The organism is Gimesia benthica (assembly GCF_009720525.1).
Taxonomy (GTDB): domain Bacteria; phylum Planctomycetota; class Planctomycetia; order Planctomycetales; family Planctomycetaceae; genus Gimesia; species Gimesia benthica.
The window spans coordinates 2,362,543-2,388,761 of the sequence record NZ_CP043930.1 but is presented as its reverse complement, the minus strand read 5'-3'; the positions used below and the strand labels follow the sequence as shown (position 1 = coordinate 2,388,761).

At 51.0% G+C, this 26,219-nt stretch carries 21 protein-coding genes and 1 pseudogene; 9 read left to right on the top strand and 13 right to left on the bottom strand.

The features are described from left to right. Positions 1-225: 225 nt before the first annotated feature. Complete coding sequence (gene ppdK, locus F1728_RS09030) at positions 226-2,958, bottom strand: pyruvate, phosphate dikinase (protein WP_155363825.1); 2,733 nt, start codon at positions 2,956-2,958, stop codon at positions 226-228. Between the two features lie 558 nt (positions 2,959-3,516). Here ppdK and F1728_RS09025 point away from each other — a divergent pair. After that, complete coding sequence (locus tag F1728_RS09025) at positions 3,517-4,002, top strand: FHA domain-containing protein (protein WP_228030576.1); 486 nt, start codon at positions 3,517-3,519, stop codon at positions 4,000-4,002. A gap of 9 nt (positions 4,003-4,011) precedes the next feature. On the opposite strand, the gene F1728_RS09020 is transcribed toward F1728_RS09025, so the two are convergent. Both F1728_RS09020 and lpxD read right to left on the bottom strand, forming a co-directional pair. Then, positions 4,012-4,905 carry an LpxI family protein gene (locus F1728_RS09020; RefSeq protein ID WP_228030574.1) on the bottom strand — a complete coding sequence of 298 codons (894 nt, stop codon included), beginning with the start codon at positions 4,903-4,905 and terminating at the stop codon, positions 4,012-4,014. Positions 4,906-4,948: 43 nt separating this feature from the next. Beyond that, the gene (lpxD, locus tag F1728_RS09015) at positions 4,949-6,049 is read right to left on the bottom strand and encodes a UDP-3-O-(3-hydroxymyristoyl)glucosamine N-acyltransferase (protein ID WP_155363824.1); all 1,101 of its coding nucleotides are present in this window, start codon (positions 6,047-6,049) and stop codon (positions 4,949-4,951) included. Positions 6,050-6,449: 400 nt separating this feature from the next. Here lpxD and aroH point away from each other — a divergent pair, with 400 nt between their 5' ends. Next, positions 6,450-6,821 carry a chorismate mutase gene (aroH, locus tag F1728_RS09010; RefSeq protein WP_145181212.1) on the top strand — a complete coding sequence of 124 codons (372 nt, stop codon included), beginning with the start codon at positions 6,450-6,452 and terminating at the stop codon, positions 6,819-6,821. A gap of 6 nt (positions 6,822-6,827) precedes the next feature. Here aroH and F1728_RS09005 read toward each other — a convergent pair whose 3' ends face one another. The 7 genes from F1728_RS09005 to F1728_RS08975 all read right to left on the bottom strand — a co-directional run bounded on the left by F1728_RS09005 (position 6,828) and on the right by F1728_RS08975 (position 15,170). Next, positions 6,828-7,664, bottom strand: coding sequence for a hypothetical protein (locus F1728_RS09005; RefSeq protein ID WP_155363823.1), 837 nt, complete (start codon positions 7,662-7,664; stop codon positions 6,828-6,830). Positions 7,665-7,921: 257 nt separating this feature from the next. Beyond that, on the bottom strand, positions 7,922-9,502 hold the full coding sequence (locus F1728_RS09000; RefSeq protein WP_155363822.1) for a hypothetical protein: 1,581 nt from the start codon (positions 9,500-9,502) through the stop codon (positions 7,922-7,924). An 87-nt stretch (positions 9,503-9,589) separates the two neighbouring features. After that, positions 9,590-10,330 (bottom strand): PP2C family protein-serine/threonine phosphatase, encoded by a 741-nt coding sequence (locus F1728_RS08995; RefSeq protein WP_145439324.1) that lies wholly within the window; start codon positions 10,328-10,330, stop codon positions 9,590-9,592. 167 nt (positions 10,331-10,497) lie between these two features. After that, on the bottom strand, positions 10,498-11,229 hold the full coding sequence (locus tag F1728_RS08990; protein WP_155363821.1) for a PIG-L family deacetylase: 732 nt from the start codon (positions 11,227-11,229) through the stop codon (positions 10,498-10,500). A 303-nt stretch (positions 11,230-11,532) separates the two neighbouring features. After that, complete coding sequence (locus tag F1728_RS08985) at positions 11,533-12,240, bottom strand: PTS sugar transporter subunit IIA (RefSeq protein ID WP_155363820.1); 708 nt, start codon at positions 12,238-12,240, stop codon at positions 11,533-11,535. A 286-nt stretch (positions 12,241-12,526) separates the two neighbouring features. Next, positions 12,527-13,411: a sugar phosphate isomerase/epimerase family protein gene (locus F1728_RS08980; RefSeq protein WP_155363819.1), complete on the bottom strand. Its 885-nt coding sequence runs from the start codon at positions 13,409-13,411 to the stop codon at positions 12,527-12,529. A gap of 703 nt (positions 13,412-14,114) precedes the next feature. Further along, the gene (locus F1728_RS08975; RefSeq protein WP_155363818.1) at positions 14,115-15,170 is read right to left on the bottom strand and encodes a DUF3500 domain-containing protein; all 1,056 of its coding nucleotides are present in this window, start codon (positions 15,168-15,170) and stop codon (positions 14,115-14,117) included. Positions 15,171-15,673: 503 nt separating this feature from the next. Here F1728_RS08975 and F1728_RS08970 point away from each other — a divergent pair. Continuing rightward, positions 15,674-16,435: a 3-keto-disaccharide hydrolase gene (locus F1728_RS08970; RefSeq protein WP_228030818.1), complete on the top strand. Its 762-nt coding sequence runs from the start codon at positions 15,674-15,676 to the stop codon at positions 16,433-16,435. Positions 16,436-16,445: 10 nt separating this feature from the next. On the opposite strand, the gene F1728_RS08965 is transcribed toward F1728_RS08970, so the two are convergent. Further along, entirely contained in the window at positions 16,446-16,883 is a 438-nt protein-coding gene (locus F1728_RS08965; protein ID WP_155363816.1) for a universal stress protein, read from the bottom strand. Positions 16,884-16,986: 103 nt separating this feature from the next. Next, positions 16,987-18,693: an alanine/glycine:cation symporter family protein gene (locus tag F1728_RS08960; protein WP_228030572.1), complete on the bottom strand. Its 1,707-nt coding sequence runs from the start codon at positions 18,691-18,693 to the stop codon at positions 16,987-16,989. Positions 18,694-19,168: 475 nt separating this feature from the next. Between F1728_RS08960 and F1728_RS08955 the strand changes: the two genes are divergently transcribed. The 6 genes and pseudogenes from F1728_RS08955 (at position 19,169) to F1728_RS08930 (ending at position 24,616) form a co-directional block, all read left to right on the top strand. Continuing rightward, complete coding sequence (locus F1728_RS08955) at positions 19,169-19,792, top strand: helix-turn-helix transcriptional regulator (protein ID WP_145181222.1); 624 nt, start codon at positions 19,169-19,171, stop codon at positions 19,790-19,792. Between the two features lie 72 nt (positions 19,793-19,864). Further along, on the top strand, positions 19,865-20,671 hold the full coding sequence (sufC, locus tag F1728_RS08950; RefSeq protein WP_155363815.1) for a Fe-S cluster assembly ATPase SufC: 807 nt from the start codon (positions 19,865-19,867) through the stop codon (positions 20,669-20,671). A 107-nt stretch (positions 20,672-20,778) separates the two neighbouring features. Continuing rightward, a pseudogene (gene sufB, locus F1728_RS08945) lies at positions 20,779-22,202 on the top strand (Fe-S cluster assembly protein SufB). A gap of 125 nt (positions 22,203-22,327) precedes the next feature. Beyond that, a complete protein-coding gene (sufD, locus tag F1728_RS08940) occupies positions 22,328-23,668 on the top strand; it encodes a Fe-S cluster assembly protein SufD (protein ID WP_155363814.1) in 1,341 nt (446 codons plus the stop codon). 36 nt (positions 23,669-23,704) lie between these two features. Beyond that, the gene (locus F1728_RS08935; protein WP_155363813.1) at positions 23,705-24,016 is read left to right on the top strand and encodes a Rieske (2Fe-2S) protein; all 312 of its coding nucleotides are present in this window, start codon (positions 23,705-23,707) and stop codon (positions 24,014-24,016) included. A 213-nt stretch (positions 24,017-24,229) separates the two neighbouring features. After that, positions 24,230-24,616, top strand: a complete 387-nt coding sequence (locus F1728_RS08930; protein ID WP_145037367.1) for a metal-sulfur cluster assembly factor — start codon at positions 24,230-24,232, stop codon at positions 24,614-24,616. Positions 24,617-24,711: 95 nt separating this feature from the next. On the opposite strand, the gene gatB is transcribed toward F1728_RS08930, so the two are convergent. Beyond that, on the bottom strand, positions 24,712-26,190 hold the full coding sequence (gene gatB / locus F1728_RS08925) for an Asp-tRNA(Asn)/Glu-tRNA(Gln) amidotransferase subunit GatB (protein ID WP_155363812.1): 1,479 nt from the start codon (positions 26,188-26,190) through the stop codon (positions 24,712-24,714). Positions 26,191-26,219: the final 29 nt, after the last annotated feature.

Below are 26,219 nucleotides of genomic sequence, written 5' to 3'. Positions count from 1 at the left end.
GACATCCGATACATTCGCAAGTAGATAATCTGAGCGTAAGGTGTGAGCGTAGAATCTTATCGTTGTATCGACTTCGGGGGAAGAGGATTTTTGGTTAAATTCCGAAAACTCCCTGATTTATTGCCTCAATATTGTATACGTCAGAAGCCGAATGTGAAAGGGAAAAAAACAGGGAGAATTTCAGATGAAATTCTCCCTGCAGGTAAGTTCAAACTTTAACTAAGCTTATGCTTTTTCATCCAGTACGGCCTGGGCTGCTGCCAGACGGGCGATTGGAACCCGGAAAGGTGAGCAGCTGACGTAATCCAGACCCAATTCGTGGCAGAAGATCACACTGGCTGGATCACCACCGTGTTCACCACAAATCCCGATCTTGAGGTCGGAACGAGTACCACGACCGCGTTCGACACCGGTCTGCATCAGACGTCCTACACCATCCTGGTCGATGGTCTGGAAGGGGTCTGCAGGGATGATGTCATTTTCACGGTAGTGACCGATGAAGGTACCGTAGTCGTCACGGCTCATACCCAGAGTGGTCTGGGTCAGGTCGTTGGTACCGAAGCTGAAGAACTGGGCGGTTTCTGCGATCTGATCTGCACAGATGGCAGCACGCGGCAGCTCAACCATGGTTCCGACCATGTACTCAACCTTGACGCCTTTTTCTTCCAGAACCTGCTCGGCAACTTCACGGATGATCTTGGCCTGGTTATCGAATTCAGTCTGGAATCCAGCCAGAGGCACCATGATTTCAGGATGCACTTTGATGCCTTCCTTCTGCACGTCGCAGGCGGCTTCCATGATGGCCCGGGCCTGCATCGCGGTGATTTCCGGATAAACAATACCCAGACGACAGCCACGATGACCCAGCATCGGGTTGAGCTCGTGCAGTTCTTCGACACGGCGACGGATGAATTCGACAGTCACACCCAGTTCGTTGGCCAGTTCTTCAGCCAGAGTCGGGTTTTCTTCCAGGTGACGGTCAGAGAGGAACTCGTGCAGCGGCGGATCCAACAGACGAATGGTTACCGGCAGACCATTCATGGCCTTGAAGATGCCGGTAAAGTCTTCGCGCTGGAAGGGCAGCAGCTTGTTAACAGCTTTGGTGCGTGATTCCACATCGCCGGCAGCGATCATTTCGCGGATTTCCGCGAGGTGGTGGAAGAACATGTGCTCGGTTCGGCACAGACCAATCCCTTCAGCACCGAAAGCAATGGCTTCAGCTGCCTGATCGGGCTGGTCAGCGTTAGTACGAACACGCAGCTTGCGGATTTCGTCAACCCAGCCCATCAGTTGCTGGTATCGCTGAAATGCTTCTGAGTCTTCAGGTTTCATGGTTTTAGAGATCAGCACTTCCACGATTTCACTCGGTTTGGTTTCCACTTTACCGGCAAAGATTTCGCCTGTGAAACCGTCGATGCTGATCCAGTCGCCGCTCTTGAGAACTTTGTCACCGGCGGTGATGGTTCCAGCAGCAGAGTCAATCTTCAGTTCAGAAGCACCTACAACACAGGCTTTACCCATCTGGCGGCTCACCAGGGCAGCGTGTGAGCTGGCACCACCCAGGGCGGTCAGAATCCCCTTTGAAACTCGCATTCCGCGAAGGTCTTCGGGGCTGGTTTCGCGACGTACGAGTACCAGCTGAGCGGAGTTGTCACGGTTGAAAATGGCTTCGGCTTCTTCAGCACTGAAGCAGATGTGACCACTGGCAGCACCCGGACCGGCGTTGATCCCCTTGGTCAGCAGGTTGCCTTCCTGGGCGGATTTCTGTTTTTCAGCCGGGTCAAAGATCGGCTGCAGGAGCTGGTTCAGGTCGTCAGCAGGAATCCGGCGTTTGGTGATCGCTTCTTCTTTGCTGACCAGGCCTTCGTTTACCAGATCGACGGCGATGCGGACGGCGGCAAAACCGGTTCGTTTTGCGTTACGAGTCTGCAGCATCCAGACTTTACCACGTTGAATTGTGAACTCGATGTCCTGCACGTCTTTGTAGTGTTTTTCCAGGATCTGACCGATTTCTTCGAGCTGCTTATAACCTTCCGGCATATCGCTGCTCAGAGTGGCTTCGATCTGTTTGGGAGCACGAATACCTGCAACCACGTCTTCACCCTGAGCGTTGATCAGGTAGTCGCCACAGAAACCAGGTTCACCGGTAGAACAGTTACGGGTCAGGCCGACACCAGTCGCACAGTCGTCGCCCAGGTTTCCGTAAACCATAGCCTGAACGTTACAGGCGGTTCCCCAGTTGTGAGGGATCCCGTAGTCACGACGGTAAACGACAGCACGGTCGTTATCCCAGCTACTGAATACGGCGCCGATAGCACCCCAGATCTGCTGTTTGGGGTCGGTCGGGAAGTCCTTTCCGGTGCTCTCTTTGATCAGTGTCTTGAATTCAGCGACCAGTTCTTTGAGGTGTTCAGCACTCAGTTCAGAGTCGTATTGGACGCCGGCTTTTTCACGCTTGGCTTCGAGAGCATGTTCGAACGGATCTTCGTGCTCACCTTTCATACCCATAACCACATCGCCGTACATCTGCACGAAGCGGCGGTAGCTGTCCCACGCGAACGCTTCGTTGCCGGACTGTTTCGCCAGTGCTTCGACGGTGGTATCGTTCAGACCGATGTTCAAAACGGTGTCCATCATACCGGGCATGGATTCCCGGGCACCGGAACGGCATGAGACGAGCAGGGGGTTGGTGTCACAGCCGAACTTTGCACCCATGGCTTCTTCGACTTTGGCCAGAGCTTCTTCAACCTGTGCGTCTACACCTTCGGGGTATTCGCCTCCGGTTTTGCTGTAGTGAATACAGACGTCTGTATTCAGGGTGAAACCAGCTGGGACGGGGAGCCCGATGTTAATCATTTCTGCCAGGTTGGCCCCTTTCCCCCCCAGGGTATTGCGCAATGTGGCGTCGCCATCTGCTTTTCCATCACCGAAGAAGTACACATACTTTTGACCTGACATACTTAATTCCTCTAAATGTTAATCAATCAGCCCGTCGGTCCCTTCACGCAAAGAAACCGGACGCTGACCAGTACATATCTATTGTTCAGAAGCTCGCAGCTTCCCAGTAAGATGCGGGACTGAAGATTCAGCCCCTCTCCTGCTCAATTCCTAACACGTGACAGTCGGCAAGAATTTGCCAGCTGCTGATTATTTTGTTGGAAGACAGACTCGTCTCTGGCGGTTGCTATCCAGTGATTCCGATGGGACTTCGTTGGAAGTCGTTCCGTCCGGGCAATCTGCTGTTTGCAGCGGATATGGCTACTGTACGTTAAGCCATCGGATTGCAGCATATTTACTAGGGACACTACCATTGCTCCGTCTGGCCGTCAAGCGACTGGATAGATTCGGGTTAAACGCTCTCGGAAATCCTCTGAATCTTCACCAAAGCCGACGTAATCAGAGCTCATAGCCGGTTGATTCCCCTGAAGTGAGCAGAATTAGCGTGGAAATTTGCTTCAGCTGTGATAACATTTAATTGAGCGCTTGTGATTCCGGTCAGGGGCCGATCTCGGGATCATGTTAACTCACTTCCATTTCTTCACTTACAAATCTCGAGATCTCGATGCGGGCTGTACCATGATAGCGAAACTGATTCCATTAAATGGTGGTCAGCCGATTCTGATTGATAAAGACGTTACAGTGGTCGGTCGGAAATCGGACCTGTGTGACGTGCAGATTGATAAAAACAGCATCTCTAAGATCCATTGTGTGATTATCAAAACGGACGGTCTGCTATTCGTGCGAGACCTGTGCAGCACGAACGGGACCCGGGTGAACGGTCAGAAAATAACCCGCGGTGCACTGCTGCCCGGAGATGAACTCTCAATCGCTTCGACCCGCTTCGAGGTAGAACTAACCGGGAAGCATAAAAAGCAGCAGGAACCGGTTGAAGAAAGTCATCGCCATACCGAGATGCTGACTGCCTTCAACCTGGAGGTCGAGAGCCTGGATGAGAAACCAGAATCCGATGGTGACAGTGAGATGAAACTGGCCTCAGAATAAACTGATAACTCAGCCGGCCAGTTGCAGTGACAGCTCTTCTTCGTTGAGTGAAACGATCGCGATCCCCAGCTTGTCTGCCAGGTCGGCGACTTCCTGTTGATCAATCATGATCGTCTGGTTGCTTTCAATTGCCAGTACCCGTCCACCTGCTTCGTGCATGGTCTGCAATGTTTTGATACCCACCGTGGGAACATCAAATCGACGATCCTGCTGAGGTTTGGCAACTTTGACCACTGTAAAGCCACCTCGTTTACAAAGCTGGCCGGCCCGTTGAATCGCACGATCGGTACCTTCAATCGCTTCAACTGCGATGACAGCTTTATCGTTCACGACGATACTTTGTCCAATGTCCAACTGGCCCATCTGCTTGGCAATATCCCAACCCATTTTAATATCTTCCCACTGTGAGTGGCTGGGACGTCGTTTCGTCAGAAATCCGTGTTTCACAAGTAACTCCGGGCAATAATCCAGTGCTGATTCGAAAAATAGATCGTCACGCTCAAATTCTTTGATCACCGCCAGAAGCAGAGTATCGTCTTTGCGATCTTCCCTGGCGTAACGATACCACATATGCAGCGTGCGGAAATCAGGTAACAGTTTGAATATTCGAAACGGGCTGAACAGGACCGTTTTTTCAATCTTGCCCGCCATCACGATGCGTTTAACTTCTTCCCGTTTGAACAACTTGATTGCCCGGCCGATACGTGCCAGGGGAATCCAGTGGAACGTATCGCAGATGTCCATCAGTTCGTCACTGGCCATGCCGAAGATGCCCAGGCAGCAGACGGAATAACCCTGTTGCTGTGCCTGTTCCGCAAAGACGATTGGGAAGCGGCCTGCACCAGCCAGCAATCCGATCTGTCGTCGGGTATCGGGAGGAGAAGTTTGTAATGTATTCATCATTAATCAGTCAGTTTCACGTTGAAACGGGTTTTGAAATGAAGACTCAGGTAAGCGCTGATTTGTCGTTGATCTGACTCGAATCGTTCAGAGCTTCGAACTGCTTTGTGAGTGTTTTGAGTTGCTGTTCCAGGTTACGGATCTGCTTCCGCATTTCAGGAACCTTGCGAATTGACATCACGATTTTCCGTTGTTCTTTTTCAGGCGCTGCAGGTGTTCCGATATGGACTTCGCCGGGCGGAATATCGCGGTGGACACCGGCCCGGGCACCCAGAGTAGCCTGATCGCCGATGTGCACGTGGTCTGCGATCCCGACCTGTCCTGCACAGCGAACGTAATCTCCTGTGGTAATCGAACCGGCAAAACCGACTTGTGAAGCAAACGCGTTATGTTTGCCGATTTCGCAGTTATGGGCGATCATTACCTGGTTATCGATCTTGGTTCCCAGACCGATGACTGTCGGGCCGATCATACCTCGGTCGATGGTAGTACCGGCACCAATTTCCACGTCGTCTTCGATACGCACACTGCCGAGATGAGGAATCTTGACGTACTGGCCCTTTTCGAAACGATAGCCAAAGCCATCACATCCCAAGACAGCGGCTGCGTGAATTAAAACCCGGTCAGCGATTTTGACATCCGGATAGAGAACCGTATTGGCATGGATGGTCACGTCGTCTCCGAGGACGCAGTCATCACCAATGTAGACACCGGGATAAATCCGGCAGTTATTTCCAATTTTGACACCAGGGCGAATCGTGACCCGCGGATAAATGTGACAGTTCTCACCGATTGTGGCCTGGTCACTGATATCAGCTGCAGGAGAAATGCCGATTTCGGGAAGCTCCCGAGCAGGGCGGAGTTTCTGAATGACTTTGATGAAGGCAGCCTGGGCATCCACCACAGTCAGGGAGGTCATCGGGGTGGATTCAAAAGCTTTCTGGAACGACTCTTCCAGGCGTTGCTCGATAATCACGGCACCGGCCTGACTCGACTTGAGGCGTTTCAGGTTGAGTTCATCGCCCACAAAAGTGATATCATGGGGACCCGCTTTGAGAACGGATTCCGCTCCATGTATTTCCAGCCTCTGATTGCCACGGGCCGGGCAATTCAGTTCTTGAGCGATCCACTCTACCGTCGTCGACATCAAGGAGTCCTTTCCGAGAGATGTACGTATGCGATATCAATTGTCTGATTGAATACGGGAAAATGAGATACCATCCTGGCACTCTTTGAATCCTGATTTCCCGGAATCGGATGATTTTTACCTGATTTTACAAAAGTAACGCAAGAGCATTTTTTAACTCAGACGGAAATTGTTTCCACATCTTGTGATGTTAAGCAAGGCGGTGAGCGCTGCTGCTTCTTTGTCTGGTGACCAGAGTCTCCTCAGAATTCAGGAATGCCACTGGTAGCCAACAGCCGAAGAATTAGTTAGGATATTCTTTTCATGGAATAGGCTAATTTTACGTTGATCAGGTTGCATTGGCTGGTTCGTATGTTCAGTGGTGCAGCAGAAGATTTTTCAGGAATGCTTGGTAATAACGATGTCGGTACGTGGAATTCGTGGTGCAACAACAGTGACTCAGGACGTTTCAGCAGAGGTTTTGTCTGCGACACGTGAACTGCTGGAGCAACTGCTCAAAGCGAATCGGATTGAAAACTACGAAGATATTGTCTCCGTATTTTTTACCACCACGCCTGACCTGACATCCGCCTTTCCGGCCGAAGCAGCCCGTGAGCTGGGAATGAAATCAGTCCCACTGATTTGTGCCTCTGAAATCGCCGTTAAAGGGGCGATGCCACGCTGCATTCGTGTGATGATTCACGTAAATACTGACCAGAAACAGTCCGAAGTGGTGCACGTTTACCTGAATGAAGCTCAAAAACTTCGGCCGGACGTCGCCGCGGCTCAATAAGCCGGCTTACTGAATCCGGGTTTGTGCCGGTTCGGGGTCTGGTTCATCGTTGCCAATAATGGCATTGGTCGAAGTCCAGTGCAGCAGCTCGTCCGCGTCGTCCTCTGGAAAGGTGAAGGGAATCCCTCTTTCTTCCAGGATGTCGGTGAGTTCATCCAGCGGATTTTTCAGGAACTCCGGAGGAAGAACTTTCTGTAATTCATCCCAGTGGGTTCTAACGAGATTCATGTTTTCCGGGGGAACCTGTATCAGGTGTTCGGCCCGGTTCACCCGGGAAATCCACATGGCTTCATGCAATGTGCGGTGACGCTCTTCCAGGGAAAGCGAAGAGAAAGGGCGTTTATCCAGCTTCAACTGGTGGATCGTTTTATTACCCTTTTCAATGACTTCCTCCAGGTCCTGATCCTCGCGCAGCTGATTCCGGCTGGCTGCCAGTCCCAGCGCAAGCGTGTAGCAGATGAACTGTTCTTTCGACATGTCCCGTCTGCGAAGTGCTTTCTTCAGACTGCGATTACGAAGTCCGAACTGATCCCCAATGCGATCCACATCCCAGAGCAGTGACAGGTTATTCTGTTCGCTGTGAACCAGATCCTCGATCGGCAGCGACCGGATGTGGCTCCAGGATGGTGCTGGAGCATAAACCGAGGGGAAGGCAGGCAGCTTCTGTTGTGGCAGAAGCTCAATGACTTTGAGGTAACGCTTGAGTTCTGCCTCAGTCACCTTCTCATTGATCTGCTTGAGTTCGGTGAATTCCAGAGAGTCGTCCGCACATCCCGCACTCAAAAACAGAACCATGCACAGGCTGTTTAGTGTTGAAAGGAAACCGAGTTTAAACTTCGCCATGAGAGGCAACCTGCAGTCTGGCTCTGGAAGTATTCGGGGGTGAAACTAAACGGTCAAGGGAGACACCTCTATCAGTTCAGGCAGCGGCAAACCACAGTTATGGAACTGGACCGCAGCGACTGATCAGGCAGGGCGCACACAATGCTTATCGTCGGAATCTGTGAATTGGGAAGACTGTTTTGCCGAGAATTCCGACTTATCGGGTTGTAGGGGATATAGCGGATTGCGACGCTATGGTTAAATCGCTCAGGATATATCTAACCGGGGGGGAAATGAAAACCGGTGATACGGAAGACCGTCGCTACGCAGACAATCGCCTGAGCGACCAGAGCACCAATCCAGAAAGTCTGCTGTCTGAGAGAGGAAGGAGGCTGTTCTTGAGAAACCTCAAATTGCTGCTGGCGAAGCTGCCAGACAGGAATGGTCATCAAGAGGAACCAGGGAAGAAAGATGAGCCAGAGGCGAGCGGCTTCTCCCATGTTTTTGCCAGAGAGCCAGAGTAGTCCGAGCACAAGCAGACAGGAATATAATAGGGGATACACGCTGGTGGCGTGGTGTGATCCTGTTTTGAGATCTGGATCAGGGCGTAGACAGAGTGACTTGAGAACCAGCCAGATAACAGGTAGCCCGATTGACAGACTGATCTCCATGGGATTCAGCAACAACCACTTCCAGTATGTGCGGGGATATTCATCGTAGAAGCCGGCATGATTTTGGAGATTCAGAATCCAGACCCGAGGCAGATTGAGCTGAAACAGAACCGCACACAGGATCAGCGGGACAGCAAATCCCAGGAGGCTCCAGCCTGCCGCTGCAAACAATCGTTTCCAGGGGAATTGATGTGGAGTTGTTTCTGCTCTCCGTTTCCATGCGGAGAGTAGTGAATAAAGAACGGCACACAGCGCAACCGGTAGAAAGGCGAGCGTTAGAAACAAACCACTCCAGATCAATAGTCCCGCCAGGATAAAGCAGGCTGCAGACTTCCGACGCCAGGCGGCAACCCAGCAGTAAAGAAACGATACCGCCAGAACGGAATAAAGTGCATCTGACTTAGGTTGAAAGATGAGTGCTGCAGGTATCAGTGGCCAGAATGCAACGACCTGCCAGCTGATTCTGCGCGAACAGAATTCGTGGGCAAGTAGAAACAGGGGAATCACGGTCAGTGCAGAAGCGAGCAGGGTGATCAGGGTCGCCAGCCAGAGTACGGCCCGATCCCGTTGGGTCAGTGGATCAGGAGTGACCGCGGTCGTCTCTGCAATAATTTCACAGGCGATCTGAAAGGACGCTGGTTGCGTTTCGACTAGGAAGGACTGCAGTCCCGGCCAGGTGTCACAGAGCCAGATCAACGATCGATAGAACAGGGGCAGACCGGGAGGGTGCGTCCCTTCGTGCAGTACGTCTCCTCCCTCCATTTTGGTTTCGTATTCAGAGAGGTAGGTGGCAACGTCTTTGATGTTGGTATTTGCTTCTGTGAAGTATCCGGAAGATCCTTTGTAGTACAACACGAAAGGAGCCTTGGAGAGTGAATATTCCGCCGGGGGGCTGTCCTGCAGGTAGAATGACCAGGTCAGGCTGGCGATGACTAACCCTGTGAGCCAGGCAATCAACTCGCCACGACGGCAGTCGCTGATGCGCGCATGGCCCCAGACAACCAGCAAGAGATATGCGGCGAGAATCAGGCCGGCGAATATGGCACCGAACAGGACGCTTGGTCCTATGAAAGGGATTCGCTGCCAGCTCCATTCTCCGGGGATACCCAGTGAGATGGAATCAGAATAAAACAGACCCAGTGTAAGCAGAATGGCGATCAGAAACGGGATGAAGGATCGGACTCGCATTGATCAGCCAGATAGAAAACAGGGCGTCGACGAAAAAGGGCTCCGTTGCCGCTGCCGGATTCAAACCGGCATTTCTGAAAGGGGATGTCAGCTGACGTGCAGCACAATACAGGTGATGTTATCTTTCGAGCCACCTTCCTGGGCCGACTTAACAATTTCTTCAGCCGCCTGTTGCGGGTCGTCATACTGACTGAGCAGTTCCTGCAGTTTCTCGTCGGGAATTCCGTCCGTAACACCATCCGAACAGAGAATGATGCGATCCTGTGGCTGCGGTGCCAGTTGCTGGGCCTGGGTTCCTGCACTGCCATCTTTGGTTCCCAGGTACCGATAGAGCACATTTTTATAACGGTGCGTTAATGCTTCTTCCGGAGTGATTGTGCCTGCATCGACCAGTGCCTGAGTCAGTGAATGGTCAGTAGTCAGCTGATGCAGCTTTCCTTCTCGGAGCAGATAAACTCGACTGTCACCAACTCCGCCAATAAAGAGTTCTCCGCCAACCTGAACCACGAAGACAATCGTTGTCCCCATGCTGCGACAATTAGGATCCAACTCGCCCAGAGCCATGATCTCACCATTGGCATGCGCGACAGCTTTATCGATCGACTGCACAACCTCTCCTGTGGGAGTGGAATTAAAGTCGATGAGTTCGTCCAGTCGTTTGGGAATTAACTCGACTGCTAACTGGCTGGCTTTCTCTCCGGCACATTGTCCGCCCATACCGTCGGCAACCAGAAAATACTTCCGCGATTCATCAATGAAGAAATTATCTTCATTGTTCTCCCGGAAATTTCCCGTGATACTGACTTTGCCGTAACGAATTTCAACCATTAATGGGCCTGTATGTGCGTCGATGAAAAATCAAAAAGTGGCTACTCAATCCCGATGTCCGTAGGGGACACATGTGCGATTTCTGATAGTATCATAACATCTTTTTATGACGATGGAAATTTTAATAATACCGTATCTGCTGGTTTTTTAGTGTCTTATGAAGCATTTCAGGGGCAGACCGTTTGCACCAGATCCCGAACTCCCAGGGTCGTGGCACAGATGAAGAGTTCGCCTGCTTCAAAACCGGCACTGGTGCCGACCAGCCTGTTCTGGCTCTCGACCAGGCGGTAGACACGTTTCTTTTCTGGAGGAAACTGCGACTGATAGGCGCGAATCGATTCCAGCTTCTGGTCAAGGGTTTCGGAAATATCGACCACGAACTGCCCGCTGCCTTCCGGGTAATTCAGTGAGCCGAAACCAAGGGGGTACCAGACCTGCTTCTGAATGGTATGCGGCTCCGTGTGGCTGAAGTGCTCATTCCATTTTGTCAGACGAGAATAGAAAACTGCGGCGTCCGTGATCTGCATCGCCTGCCAGTGATCAGGGGAGGCCATGGGGGTTTTACCTGCCAGACCCAGAACGACTTTGGGGCGGTACTTGCGAAACAGAGTTGCCAGCGCGACACGATTTTCAAAACTGTCAAACAACCGCCGGTTGGTCAGTTCCAGGGTTTCCCGGACTTGAATTCCCAGGATCTCTGCAGCCTTTCGGGCTTCCTCGAGACGGTGTTCCGGCCCGGGACTGAGGGGAGTGGGTTCACCATCAGTCAGGTCGATTATGCCGACCCGGTATCCCTGCTGGACCAGTTTGGCCAGAGTACCGCCACAGGCAATTTCGACATCATCGGGATGGGCACCTACGGCAATGACGTCCAGAGGTTCAGGCAGGTCTACGTTCATGGCGGTTATTCTTTATCACGTTCAAAATTGATTCATGTTGATCGTTTATTTCTTTGCCCGTTATTTTTCTGGAAGGGTCGCCCTGTACAGAACTTGATTGTGAGAATGGTTTCAGACAGGGGCGAAAGTTCGAGCAGTGAAAACTATTCTTTGTGCTGGAGACAGATTCGTCAATGATGTCTGTCGGATTATCTCAGGAAACGGATCAATCGAGTCCCGGACAGATTTCGATGTGACGGCAAGATGAATTTCAGATGAATCATCAGGACGCAGAGAACCGGCTGAGCTCACTGGTGACGCATCTTACTGTTCTGCGACCCGTTTTTCCGCTTCGATGATCACCTGTCTGGTCTCCTGAGGAGTGCTTGCCTCGCGCAGCAGATCGACAAAATCGGGAAGTTGCAGCATTCGTCCCAGTCGCGCCAGAACAGAGAGGTGTGTTGCTGTGTCGGAGCAGATCACCAGGAAAAAGATGTCTGTCAGTCCGCCTCTGTCTGAGCCAAAAGGGATTCCCGTGAGTGTTCTGCCATAAGCGATGACCGGTTCTCCGACGGCATCGGAGAGTGGGTTACGGGGGTGCGGGATTGCAACGCCGTTATCAAAGGCGGTCGGGTACGCTTCTTCACGTTCCTGGACAGCGGTCAGGACTGCTGACGGTTCCCAGATCTGCCAGGTTCGGCCGGCAATTTCAATCAGACTTTCCAGAACGGAGCGTTTGGTGCGGGCATCCAGGGGGACTTCCATCAACTCTTCAGGCATCAGGCTGCTGATCAAGTGCTCTGAATCCAGTTGGGTCGTGGGGTGGGTCTGTTCTACACGTTCCAGCTCGCTGGTGGAGTAGGACCGCATTTCCTGTTCCAGCCAGTGTGTAATTTCGGTCGAGTTGAACAGCCATTCTCCGTTAACCTTACGGCCGGGAATTCTGCCCCGGCTTACCAGTTTTTCCAACTCGCGTTTGTCACGACCTAGCTGTCTTGCTAAATCATCCAGGCTGTAAGATTCATGCTCCATCGCTGGTTACCATGTCTGTGAGGAGTTCCGAGACGGACTGATTCGGTGTATTTTTTCACCGCATACCGGAGAGCGGGGAATTGCGTCAACTCATGAGACATTCTGCTTACCAACTTAAGCAGGGAGTATGCGGGGAGGAATATACTGGCTGGATTTTAGAAGTTGGTGTGCTGCATGTGCAGATCGTCTCTGTCAACCATGGTAAACCAACAGGGAGTCCGGAATCAATCTACAGACGCGATGATTCGCAGCAGTTCCGGGGAATGGAGGCCGAGTCGGTGTGTGACTATTCGTAGCGGGAAGACTCTGCCTGAGTGAGTTGTCGCACTCGACTCAACAGTGATTCGTAGTCGGATTGCCAGATTTCTTCGGACCAGATTTCCAGGTCGTAGAAACCTTTGTAGCCGGAATCATGGATCATCTCGAGCAGCTGGTACTGCGGGAACTCGTCCGTCAGTTCTTCAGAGATGTCCCAGTCAGAAACTTGAACTGAGGCAATAAGTGGCATGATTTCAGAGAGTAACTGCTCAGGATTTTCTTCGTTGAGCAGCAATGCCGGTTCCAGTGCCAGGCCAACTGCAGGATGCCCGCAAGCATCAATCAGTTCCAGGTTCGCATGCAGAGAATTCAGAAATGTCCAGTGGCGGGACTGCGGGGATCGCATTGTTTTGAGTGCCAGCCGGGTCCCGGTGAGCGAAGCAACATCCCCCAGTCGTTTGAGAGCTTCCGTGGTCAAGTCACGGGCGTGATTGAGTGTGTGTCCCGCTCGAGGTCCACTGGCGATCTGGATGGCAGAGGCGTTGACCTGACCACCAAAGCAGATCAGTTGGATCGCATCAGCAATGGCATCTTCAAACGCATATTCATTGCAGCCTGTAAATCCTCCAGCAAGGGAAACTGTGGAGACTTTCATTCCGGAATCGATGACCAGTTCAGCTGCCTCTGCAGGTTCGAGGTCCAAGACTTTTCGATTCCACAATCCAATCGCAGGGATGCCTGCCGAAAGCAGACCGTTCAAACTTTCTTTGAACGACCAGTGGTAGGTAGTTATCTGGTTGATCGAAATACGCTCTGACAGCGAGAGTATTGGGCTGGCATGATCTGGTTTTATTGAGGAAGCTGGAGTTGAGAACGAACTGACTTTTTGCTGTGAGAGAAGCTCTTTAGTCACTCGGTCACCTGCTGTCTGGAGAGTAGATCAGGTCTATATTTACAATCAGAAAAAAGATTCCGATTGTGAATAACAAAAGTATCAGCCAGGGCTGCCCGGCTATTACGCTGTCAGATTTTTTTATTCTGCTGACATCGAAACTGATACGGCAGAGCGTATCATAAGTAATCGCAATTATTTTTCCATACTAAAAAATAGAAAACAAGAATTGCTATCAACCAATATTGTCTATCGCGACAGAAAGTCAACCGACATCAAACAAGGATTTAATGAGTTGAAAGAACTTTCTGTTTCTCTTCTGTTTGCCTGGGAAATATTTTTTCAGCGATTGAAATATTCATGAGTTTCCGATTGCATTAATATTTTTGCAAGTGATTCACAACTTTCCGAAACAGCAATCGCGGCAGGGATACAGCACACTGAGTGATTAGTTGTGATGTGGATTGATCATCAGTTTTACGCAGTGAAAATGATGACGTGCACCCGTAACGGTGAGTTATGTAGACCGAGGCGCCGCATGCTCAACCGCTCAATTATTTTCTACTGATGGCTTATACTTTGCCCAGCAGTGGGCAATTGTGGGCGCACTGTGATCCCGGTTATTCTCAAAAGATGTAAAGCCACTTAGCATTGTCAATTCAGTGTCAGTGAACGACAGAAGCAGGGGCTGGAATTCAGTCCCCTGCGATGCACATTCATTGCATTAAGTAGTGGTGATCTTCGTTTTGGGATCATCTGATACGTTGACCCACACATGAACGTGGGGGGCACCGCGATAATGCCAGACGAAGGAAGGGCCCTCCAGTCGCCAGATGTCCCAGGTTTCATCATTGCCGATATCTCCGGACTGATAGAAGGAGACTCGGCACTGGTCCAGCCCGCCCTGGGTGTCAATGCACTTGCGCACTTCCTGCTGGTCTGAGGTTCGGAACGGTTCCAATAACAGGCTGAGAACACCCTGCATTTCCTGTTTCTGGTCCTTAGTCATGTCGGCGATCTGCAGACCAGTGATCTGGTCGACTGACTTTTTGAACTGCACTCGTGATTCCTGGGGAGCTTGAGGAATCAGTGCCTGTTTACGTTGTTTCCCATCCAGGATCTTGTAAACCTGATTGGCTTTGAGTGCCTGTTGCCAGAAAACATTTCCGGGATGATCTGGTTTTTCATTGAAGTCCTCTGCAGCATGACCATAAAAGATCGGGCCACCAAATGCCAGATGCTCGGCGCTGTCACCATCACAGCGAACCGTTGTGTGTCGGCCGGTCATGACAAACTGGAACTGGTCTGTACCAGGGGTTCCAAAAATGGCAATAGACTGTTCTTCACCGTAGCCTCCTTGATCGTCCAGTAGCTGCTGACGGATATTTTTGTGCCAGCTTGGGTCGAAGTGACCGAAGAAGATGGCTTCAATCAGCTCCTGCTGGTCTTTGTTATAGAAATCACTCGTGACATAAGGTTTGGTGATGTTCCAGTTGGCTTGGATTTTCTGGCGGAGCAGTCCTGATTTGCTTTTATGATCCCAGTCGAAACAGACTTTTGATTTCTGAGCCGGTGTGAGGCTTTCGTACAATTTTTTGACCAGTGGTTCTGGAGCAGTTGTTTTAGCTGGAGTATCCGACTGGCCTGCCAGTAGATGCTCTGCACCCAGCAGTGGAGATCCTGCCAGAGCGACTCCCATGGTTCTGACGAAGTGCCGTCGAGAGATCTGCAGAAATTCGGGAGATTTATTATCAGGGGAGGAGCCAGGATTAAATTGCATGAGAGCACCAATCTTTTTTAAAGGGGAGAGGGTAGATTGTTCCGGTTCTTAGAACAGTTTATCAATCCCGGAACTTGACCGTCAAATAAAATTCACAGATCACTGGGGGTTGGTTGTTCGGTGCAGGCTTTGGTGGGCTGCCTGACAGACCCATTTAATCGTTATAAAAGATCCCGAATGTGGCGAAATGCATGGAATTGGTGCTGGTATCCCCCCGGGCCATTGTTAGTCTGATGGTGTGGCTTTGTGTTCAGAGAATGGGAGGCAGGCCATTTTTGAAAACTGGCAGATGGAGCGCCGGCCATAATTGAATGTTGATGAATGTAGGCTTAGAATAATTGGTTCTTTATCTACATCTCCATAATCAGGTTCTTTTAACAGTCAAGTCGGGCAAAATCAGCGTGTTGTATTTCCATCATCGATCTCGGGAGAAGTGGAGACGGGAGACTGTCTGCGCCAGACCAGGTGTCTTGATCAGAAGATGGTCTTCACTCTTGCTGCCCATGATGGCACTCTGTTTTCTCTCCAGTCCTGAAGCAGTATGGGCACAGTCTTCTACACCGGCTGAAGCACCAGCTGAAAGTGAGAAAAAGATTCCTGAACCTGAAGCGAAAAAGGCACCACCCGCTCCCAAGACTTTGCCTGGGCCTGAGAAACTGCTCAATGGAGGTGATTTCTGGGATCACTGGAAATTCGTCAGTGAAGAATCGAAGGAAACTGATCCGAACGTAACCTGGAAAGTGGTGAGTGGCGGGCAGGATCAACCCAGCGTTTTAACGTGTACCGGGAAGCCTTACGGTTACATTCGCACCCAGAAGACATACGAAAATTTTCAGTTCAGCATGGAGTGGATGTATCCGGGTGATCCCAATGCCAATAGTGGCATCCTGCTTTTTACTGCAGAGCCTGACAAGGTCTGGCCTAAAGCATTTCAGGTACAGTTGCATCGACCGGAAGCTGGTTTCGTGTTTCCTACTCCTGGAAGTGGTGCGAAATCTGCCAACAAGCTATCGCCGACCACTCCGCTGGATCTGCCTGTCGGAAAATGGCACAAGTGTGTGCTGACCTGTCGCTCTGGAAGTATTTCGGTGATGATCAACGGCATCAAGCTGGGAGAGGTCACAGGTTGCGACCCCAGCAAAGGGGCCATCGCACTGCAGAGTGAAGGTTCCGAAATTCACTTTCGCAATCTGGTCGTGGAAGAGTTGGCTCCCGCCCCGGCCCCGGAATCTCCCGCCAAGCCAAAGAAAAACGGCGAATCCTGAAAAGCGAAACTCAGGGCTTTGGTTGTCTCAGTACCAGCGTCGGGCAGGGGGCATGTCGCAGGACCCGCTCAGCTACAGATCCCAGTGCCAGTCGGGTAATCCCGGTATAGCCATGTGAGGGGATGACAATCAGGTCCATTCCCTTTTCTTTAGCGTAGTCCGCGATTTTAATGCCAGGGTCTCCGATCAGTGTTTCAAAGGTGATACCTTCAATCTGATGTTTCGCGAATTCTTCTTTTGCCAGTTTGTTGACGTGATCGGTTCGTTTTTCATCGGTCAGTCCGCCGAACAGCACGCCTGGGGAAACCAGGTCCAGTGGGATCATCACATGCACGACGGTCACCAGTGCCGGATCTTCTGTAATTTCAATGGCTTTCTTGATGGCTTCCAGAGAGGTTTCTGAGAAATCGACGGGAACCAGAATTTTTTTGCCATGAAAGTAGCTCATGATGTCATGCTTTCCTGAATGGGAGAGAGTGAAAACAAACGACTGTTTTAATTATATGTAATCGATGTCAGGGGCAACAGCACTGTATGAGATTTTCGACTGGTCAATTGCTGGCCTGCTCATCGAATTCCCCTGACTTATAACGGCTCCAGTATTTATCCAGTTCCTGTTTGACCCTGTTAGAGAGCAGCAGCACACCCAGGATGTTAGGGAAGGCCATGCCCAGGATCATAAGGTCGCCGAAGTCAAGTACGTTGGTCGCCGAGACAATCGAACCCAGGACTACAAATACCAGGAACAGAATTCGATAAGCCATGGATACTTTCTGGCTGTCGCCGAACAGAAACGCCCAGCATCGTTCTCCATAGTAAGACCAGGAGATCATTGTTGAATAGGCAAACAGAATCACTGAGACAGAGAGCACGTATTTAAAATACGGTATCTGTGAGTCCATTGCTTCTGCTGTCAGGGCAGCACCTTCATTGGACGCGATCAGGTCTGCATATTGCGGATCGTTATAAGCACCCGTGATGATAATAACCAGTGCGGTCATTGTGCAGATCACAATGGTGTCGATGAAGGGGCCCAGTGAGGCTACGATTCCCTCACGGACCGGATATTCGGTTTTAGCAGCTGAGTGAGCAATCGCTGCCGACCCGACGCCGGCTTCGTTGGAGAAAGCCGCACGCTGGAAGCCGATGATCAGCACGCCCATGATTCCGCCATACAGCGCGTCCGGGTCAAAGGCACCTTCGATGATGGCCATAAACGACGCCGGGACTTTCTGGATATTCAGGATAATGATCGCCATTCCGGCCAGCACATAAATACCGCACATAAAGGGGACGATCTTTTCCGTGGTTCGGGCAATGCTGCGAATGCCACCGATAATCACAATCCCGACGAAGACTGCCATTAACAGGCCGTAAACCCAGCTGTTTTCTTTCAGTAAGGGAAAGGTCTCTGCTACAGCACCCAGAGATAATTTAACCTGAAAGGCATTTCCCCCTGCCAGTGAGCCGCCGATGCACATGACGGCAAACAGGATGGACAGGAAACCTCCGAGGCCTTTTAAAAAGGCATTTCCGGGGAACTGTTGAGTTAATCCGGTAGACAGATAGCACATCGGCCCCCCCATCACGCGACCGTCAGGATTAATGCGTCGATAGATCTGGGCGAGAGTACATTCTGCGAATTTCGAAGTCATGCCCAGCAGGCCGGCGAGCATCATCCAGAACATGGCGCCAGGACCACCCGTACTGATCGCCACAGCCACCCCGGCTATATTTCCCAAGCCCACAGTGGCAGACAGGGCAGCAGTTAAAGCCTGGAAGTGAGTGACTTCGCCTTCGTCTTCAGGGTTATCATATTTCCCCAGGACCAGCAGGATTGCGTGCTTGAAGGCGCGGATATTAATGAAGTTCATTCGTAATGTGAAATATGTGGCACCGATCACCAGCCAGAGTACTGCCAGCGGGACTCCCGTTCCCTTTTCGATTTGCGTCGGTGTGATGGGGACAGGATAAAAAATGATTTTCGCCAGAATACCGTTGAACTTTCCGAATAGCTCATCCACTTTTTGTTCAACCAAAGCAAACCCACCTGTGGCAGGTTTGTCTGCCTCGGCTTCGGCTTTTTCCAAAGCGGCTTCCAGTGATTCGGTTTGCTGTTCCGCTTTGGCTGGCTGCTCGGCAGGGGAGTCATCCTGTGCCTGGCTTGGGGAAACTAACCATCCACAGAAGATCAGGATTAAAGCTGTCATTAACAGGGGGCGCAAGATCACGGGGGCAGGTAGCCTTTGGTATTTCATTTTCAGTCGGTTCCCATTTGCAGGTAACATTGGTCGGCGGTTGACTCCGATTTCATCCGTTGTCTGTCTTCAGGTACAGTTCCCAGCGACAGAGTCTGAGTGGTGTTACAGCGTTTCTTGAGAAAATGAGTTCAGGATGGTAGTAAAGTGGGTCTGGTGTAGGACCAGGTTTGAGTGGTCCTGAAAAGCGCTACTCCGAATCAGGCGACCCTGATTGTTGTATGATACTATCAAATATAGATTTACGTTCCAAGACGATTCTGAAAAAACAAGCGAATTCCAGTGCGATTTTGAAACTGAATCTCAATTGATCAATTTTGACAATATTGGTTGTCAAAAATAATAAATCTGCCTAGGATGCTGGTATAAAGAAGGAATCAAACGGGTGCTGACCCTCCGGCATAATCTGGAGCAGGGAGCGCCGAAAAGTTTTCTCGAAACTGTTACCCCTTATTACTTTATGAGAGCACGACCAATGCGCGTTTCAATTGATGAAAATGATCGTAGCTTTCTGCTGGGGCTTAATCGTCTCAAGTCTGCCACTATTCAAGAGATTTGTGATCAGGAAGGCGTGACGGCAACGGCAGTCCGTCAACGGCTTGTGCGTTTACAGGGATTAGACCTGATTGCACGCACCCAGGTGAAAGAAGGACGAGGTCGCCCCCATTATACCTATTCCGTGACCAGTCTGGGCATGCGGCTGTTGGGCGATAACTACGCTGAGCTGGCCAACATCCTCTGGGATGAGCTCAAAGGGATCGAGAACGAAGAATTACGCTGCCGATTGGCTTCCCGTATTCAGACAGCACTGGTGCAGCAGTATGGAAAACATGTGGATGCACCCTCCCTGCATGGGCGGATGGAGCAATTGAAGCAGGCTCTGGAAGAACGCGGGTTTGTCGTAGAACTGGATCATACCGGTCCATTACCGATTCTCCGGGAACATAACTGTCCCTACCACGATATTGCCAGTGCAGACGCTTCGATTTGTGAACTGGAACAAAGAGTTTTTGAACGCGTGCTCGGTACAAAGATGCATCTCTCCGAATGCTGTCTGGACGGGCACCATTGCTGTGAGTTTGAAGCACAGACAAGTTAATTGAACACAATTCCGTTTTACGAGGTTTCCGAATTCGAGTCGAATTCTGAATGACAGGATGAATTACGAAAAATGAGTTTGTTGAAAATTACCGACCTGCATGTCTCAGTCAGTGGCACACCGATCCTCAAGGGGGTCAACCTGGAAATCAAACAGGGTGAGATTCATGCTTTGATGGGGCCCAACGGTTCCGGTAAAAGCACGCTGGCCTATGCAATGGCTGGCCATCCAAGTTACGAAATTACTCAGGGTAAAATCGAAATCGATGGCACGGATATTTCGGAACTCGATCCGAATGAACGTGCTCGCCTCGGGCTGTTTCTGGCGTTTCAGTATCCTGTCGTGATTCCAGGAGTCAAAGTCGCCGACTTCCTGCGTCATGCAATGTCTAACGTTCGGGATCCGGAACGGAAAGAAGGCGAAAAGCTGATTCCGATGCGTGAGTTCCGTAAGGAACTGCGTGAGCAGATGAACGATCTGGGCATGGATCTGGAGATGGCTCGCCGATACCTGAATGAAGGTTTTTCGGGGGGTGAAAAGAAGCGGATGGAAATTCTGCAGCTGGCCCTGCTCAAACCCAAGTTCGCTGTACTGGATGAAACTGACAGTGGTCTGGACAGCGATGCGGTAAAAGTCGTGAGTGAAGGTCTGAGTCGACTCTCCGGTCCGGAGATGGGGGTTTTGATCATTACGCATCACGAGCGGCTTCTGGAATTCAACGAACCGCAGTTTACACATGTGATGCTGGCGGGTCGGATTGTGGAAACCGGCGATGCCCAGCTGGCTGCTGAGCTTCACGAACACGGCTATAAGAGTATTCGCGAACGTCATCCCGAAGCAGCTGCAGAGGAAGTTTCTGAAACCGTTGAGCCTGTGTAGTTGACTGGCAGAGTTTTAGTAGCAGATAAAAAAAGCGATCGAGTTTAAAACTAAACATCCTCAACATTGAGAGATGTATCCGTTAATACAAAGTGGGAGAAGTTGAAATGGCAACCAGGTTGGATACCAATTCGGAAAATGAAAGCGTTGATATTGGTGAATACCAATACGGGTTTCATGATCCCACCGACAAATATGTATTTACCGGCAAAAAAGGTTTGAATGCGGAAGTTGTCGCCCAGATTTCCGAGATGAAAAACGAACCGGCCTGGATGCGGGAATTTCGTTTGAAGTCATTTGAGATTTTCGAACAGAAATCGACTCCCGAGTGGGGGGGAATTTAGCCGAACTGAATTACCAGGACATTCACTATTTCGTCCGCGCCTCAGAAGGACAGGGACGCAGCTGGGATGAAGTACCTGATGACATTCGGAAAACTTATGATCGCCTGGGGATACCCGAAGCAGAAAAGAAATTCCTCTCGGGAGTCAAGGCACAGTATGAATCCGAAGTAGTATATGGAAGCCTTCAGGAAGACCTGGCTAAGCAGGGCGTAATCTTCACTGACACCGATTCGGCTCTACGTGATCATCCCGAGCTGTTGAAAGAATATTTCGGCACCATCATTCCACCCGATGACAATAAGTATGCTGCTTTGAATTCGGCTGTCTGGTCAGGTGGTTCATTCGTGTATGTACCACCCGGAGTTCATATCGAATTTCCTCTGCAGGCCTACTTCAGGATTAACTCGGAAAACATGGGGCAATTTGAACGGACGCTGGTAATCGTCGATGAAGGGGCTTCCTGCCACTACGTCGAAGGTTGTACCGCTCCGACTTACAGCTCGGAAAGTCTGCACTCTGCTGTCGTGGAAATCATTGTGAAAAAAGGCGGACGCTTCCGCTATACCACGATTCAGAACTGGTCGAACAATGTCTATAATCTGGTGACCAAGCGGGCGTTTGCCTATGAAAATTCGCTGATGGAGTGGGTCGACGGGAACCTGGGTTCTAAATTGACCATGAAATATCCCGCCATCTATCTGATGGGTGAAGGTGCCCGCGGAGAAACTCTCTCTATCGCCTTCGCCGGCAAGGGGCAGCATCAGGACGCTGGCGCGAAAATGGTGCACTGTGCTCCGAATACGTCCAGTCGAATTATTTCTAAGAGTATTTCCAAGGATGGCGGCCGTTCCAGCTATCGTGGTCTGGTGAAGGTTGATCCTAAGGCGGATCGCTGTAAATCCAACGTGGTCTGCGATGCCCTGCTGCTGGATCCGGAAAGCCGTAGTGATACATATCCCTACATCGAGATCGAAGACAATGATGTGGCAATCGAGCACGAGGCCAGCGTTTCGAAGATTGGTGAAGAACAGCTGTTCTACCTCATGAGCCGCGGCTTAACCGAGGCGGAAGCATCATCCATGATTGTCACTGGATTCATTGAGCCTCTCGTTAAAGAATTGCCCATGGAATATGCAGTCGAAATGAACCGACTGATTGAATTACAGATGGAAGGTTCGATTGGTTGATTCCCGAGGTCAGACTCAGGAGTTCAGTTCCATCATTCTAGTCATCAACTGGTTGTCAGCGAGCATGGCCCATGGCCGAAGTGACTCGCACTGATTCCGATATTGAAAGTAAAACAGAGAGTACAATGAGCACTCCGTCCGTGAATACGTCTGCTGAAATTCCCGCCGGTTTTGGTGAAGCAGCATTTGAAGCATTTCTGGCCACGCGCGACGAGCCGGCCTGGGTTACCGAATCCCGGCGTCAGGCATTTCAGCGTTACTGCGAGCTTCTGGAAACGGAACTCGATCCGGAAGAGTGGCGACGTGTCGATTTACGTGCCCTGCGTCCGGACCGATTTCAGTTGTGTGCTGCACAGGCTGAACAGTCAACTGCACCGGAAACGGAAACACTGCTCACCGGACAGGCTGATTTTGCTGGTCATGTGAAGCACACAGACGGGCAGTTGATCTCCAGCGAAATGTCGGAAGAACTGGCGGCCAAAGGAGTGATTTTTGGCGACCTGGCGACAGTGGTTCGCGAACATGGCGAATTGATTCAGCCCTACTTTATGACTCGGGCCGTTGACAGTCAGCGTGATCGCTTTTCTGCATGGCACGCCGCATTCTGGACCGGTGGTACCGTTCTTTATGTGCCTCGTAATGTGGTTGTGGATGCTCCGCTTCACAGTCTGATCACACTTCAGGCTGACAAGGCAGCTGACCTGAGTCACACTCTGGTCATTTTGGAAGAGGGGGCTTCCGCGACTCTGTTGGAGGAAACCGCTTCCGTGAGCGATGATCTGCTCGGGTTGCATGTGGGGGCCGTTGAACTGATTCTCGCGAAAGAGGCGCGCCTGCGATATGTCCAGTTGCAAAACTGGAATCACAAGGTGTGGCATATTGCTCACCAGGCGGGACGAGTCGAAAACAACGGCTTCCTGCAGTGGACCGTCGGAGGAATCGGTGCCAAGCTGGCTCACATTCACCAGGACGTCGTTCTGGATGGCCGTGGCTCTGAAGCTGAAGTCAATGGTGTCACCTTTTCGACTGATAATCAGATCCATTCGTTCTACACGCAACAGTCACATAACGCGGCTGAAACACGTTCTGACCTGCTGTATAAGCAGGTACTGCGGGATCAGGCCCGCTCCATCTGGCGTGGGATGATCCGTGTCGAAAAAGAAGGCCAGCAGACGAACGGCTATCAGCGCAACGATTCTCTGATGCTTTCCCCCACCTGTCGAGCCGACGCGATTCCAGGGCTGGAGATCGAGGCGGATGATGTACGCTGTACACATGGTGCAACGGCCGGGCGCGTTGATGAAGAGCAGATCTTCTATTGTATGTCGCGAGGCATGTCCGAGTATGAGGCCATGCATATGATCGTGGAAGGGTTTTTCCAGACCGTATTCGATCGAATCCCTGTCGAGGCCGTCCGTGAGACGCTGAACCAGGCGATTATCAAAAAATTGGGTTTTGGTCGGTAAATTTTCACTGGACACAGACAATAGAGTAATAGACAAATGCTCGACTTTGAAGAGATCGCATCCATTGACGATTTTCAGGATGCTGACCGGTTGGAAGTATTCGTTGAAGATACTCCCGTGCTACTGATTCGTGTGGGTGATCAATACTTCGCGATTGAAGATGTATGTACGCATGATGGTCAGCCATTGACTGATGGGTGTATTGAAGAGGGGGCGATCGTTTGTCCCCGCCATGGTGCTCGGTTTGATTTACAGACCGGCAAATCACTCTGTATGCCTGCCACCAAGCCCGTTCGTACATTTGAGCTAGAAGTCAGAGATCGTAAGATCTTTGCTAAACCTAACTAAAGAATTTTTTTGTACGTATTTTGTCGGGCTTTTTCAGGTCGTATTCAATTAAAGCAAGAACTAATGCCTTTTAGAGGCTGTATTCTAATAATCATATTATTAAGCAGAATTACTGAGTTTTCTTCGCAAATTTCTAGGTTCTGCTTGGTATCAGGTAAATTTGAAAAGTGATCGAAACAGGGCGTCATCACTTCCAGGAGGAGAAACAGAGCCATGTCAGATGAATCCAGAGATGAGACTGGAGAAAAGAAAGAGGAGAATCAGCTGCCGGTATTCTCTGCTTTCAAAGGGGTCGGTGGAGATGATGCGCTGGTTGAAGCGTTGAAACAGGTCATTGATCCCGAGTTAAACATCAATATCGTGGATCTGGGGCTCGTTTATGAAATTCTTCGCTCGGAAGAAGATCCGTCCAAGGTCACCGTTTCCATGACGTTAACCAGTCCTGCCTGTCCTGCTGGTCCGCAGATTATCACGCAGGCTAAGATGGCGCTGGAGAGAGTGGATGACGTGAATGAAGCAACCATCCAGCTGACAATGACTCCGCCATGGTCGCCTGACTTGATGACCGACGATGCCCGCGATGAACTGGGGATTTTCTAGACGCGATGTATAATGCGACGAATGGCTGAATGCTCGCCAGCCATTCTAGTTGCCTGTCTGAATGATGCTGCTGCTCGTTTGGTAAAAAGCTGTGCTCAGCTCATTTTCTTGATCAGGAGCTCCCTGACAACTTTTGCATCAGCTCCTTTAATTTCCCGCATTACCTGACCAATCAGCGCCCCGACTGCAGCCTGCTTGCCGCTCTGGAAGTCGGCGACTGCTTTCTCGTTTTTCGCGACGACCGCCTCGACGATCGCTTCCAGTTCTCCGGTGTCTGATACCAGGCCCAGGCCTTTTTCCTCAATCACAGCCTGAATTTGCTCAACGCTTGCAGCACCTTCTTCCAGCAGGACCTGAAATACAGTGCGGGCACTTTTGATTGTGATCTCACTGGCTTCGACTTTCTGAAGTAAGGCTGCCAGCACTTCAGGGCGGATGGGGAAGTCAGCGATCTGACAGCTTCGCTCGTTTAATTCCCGCTGAACGTCCTGAGTGACCCAGTTCGCAGCCTGTTTGCCGTTGCCACATCCCTGGGCTACTGTCTCAAAGTAGTCTGCAAAAGCGATCCCCTGATCGATGATGACTGCAGCGTCATAGGTAGAAAGCCCATAGTCGGCTTCGAAGCGGTTTCTGCGGTTCGCGGGGCGTTCACAAAGTTCGTTCACGACTTCTTCACGTTCTGCATCGGTTACCATAACCGGGGCCAGATCCGGATCTGGGAAGTAGCGATAGTCGGCTGCTTCTTCTTTGCCGCGTTGACCCAGTGTAACCCCTCGGTCTGCGTCCCAGCCCCGAGTTTCTTTGGGAACGTCTTTTATGCTCTGGCCTGTCTTCTGCCATTCTTCCCACTGGCGTTTGACTTCGTACTCGATCGCCTGTTCGACCCCTCGGAAGCTGTTGAGGTTTTTGATTTCGACAATCGGTGTGGCGATCGCATCGCCGTTTTCCTGGTGGATGTGCAGGTTCACGTTGGCATCGCAGCGCAGGCTCCCTTCCTGCATATTACAGTCGGAGACGTCAATGTAAGTCAGGAGCAGTTTCAGTTCTTCCAGGTATTTACGCGCTTCTTGTGCCGAGCGCAGGTCGGGCTCGGAAACGATCTCGACCAGGGGGGTACCACACCGGTTGAGGTCGACTTTACTGTCCTGGCCACGTCCTGATTCGTCGTGACTGTTTTTTCCGGCATCCTCTTCGAGGTGGGCACGGATGATGCCTACTTTTTTCGTCTCACGCGTTTCCGGATCGATTTCGATTTCCAGCCAGCCATTCTGGCTCATGGGGAGATCGTACTGGCTGATCTGATAGGCTTTGGGCAGGTCTGGATAATAATACTGTTTACGGTCCCATTTGGTGAAGGACGGGATTTCACAGTTGATGGCCAGACCGGTTTTCATGCCTAAGCGAAATGCTTCACGGTTTAGCACTGGTAGTGCGCCGGGCAATCCCAGGCAGACAGGGCAGGTCTGTGTGTTGGGCTGGTCCGGGTTGAACTTAGTGGAGCAACCGCAGAAAAGTTTGGTTCTGGTCTGTAACTGCACGTGGACTTCAAGACCGATGATCACCGTATAGTCCATGATGTCACGCTACCCTTTATATCAATGTC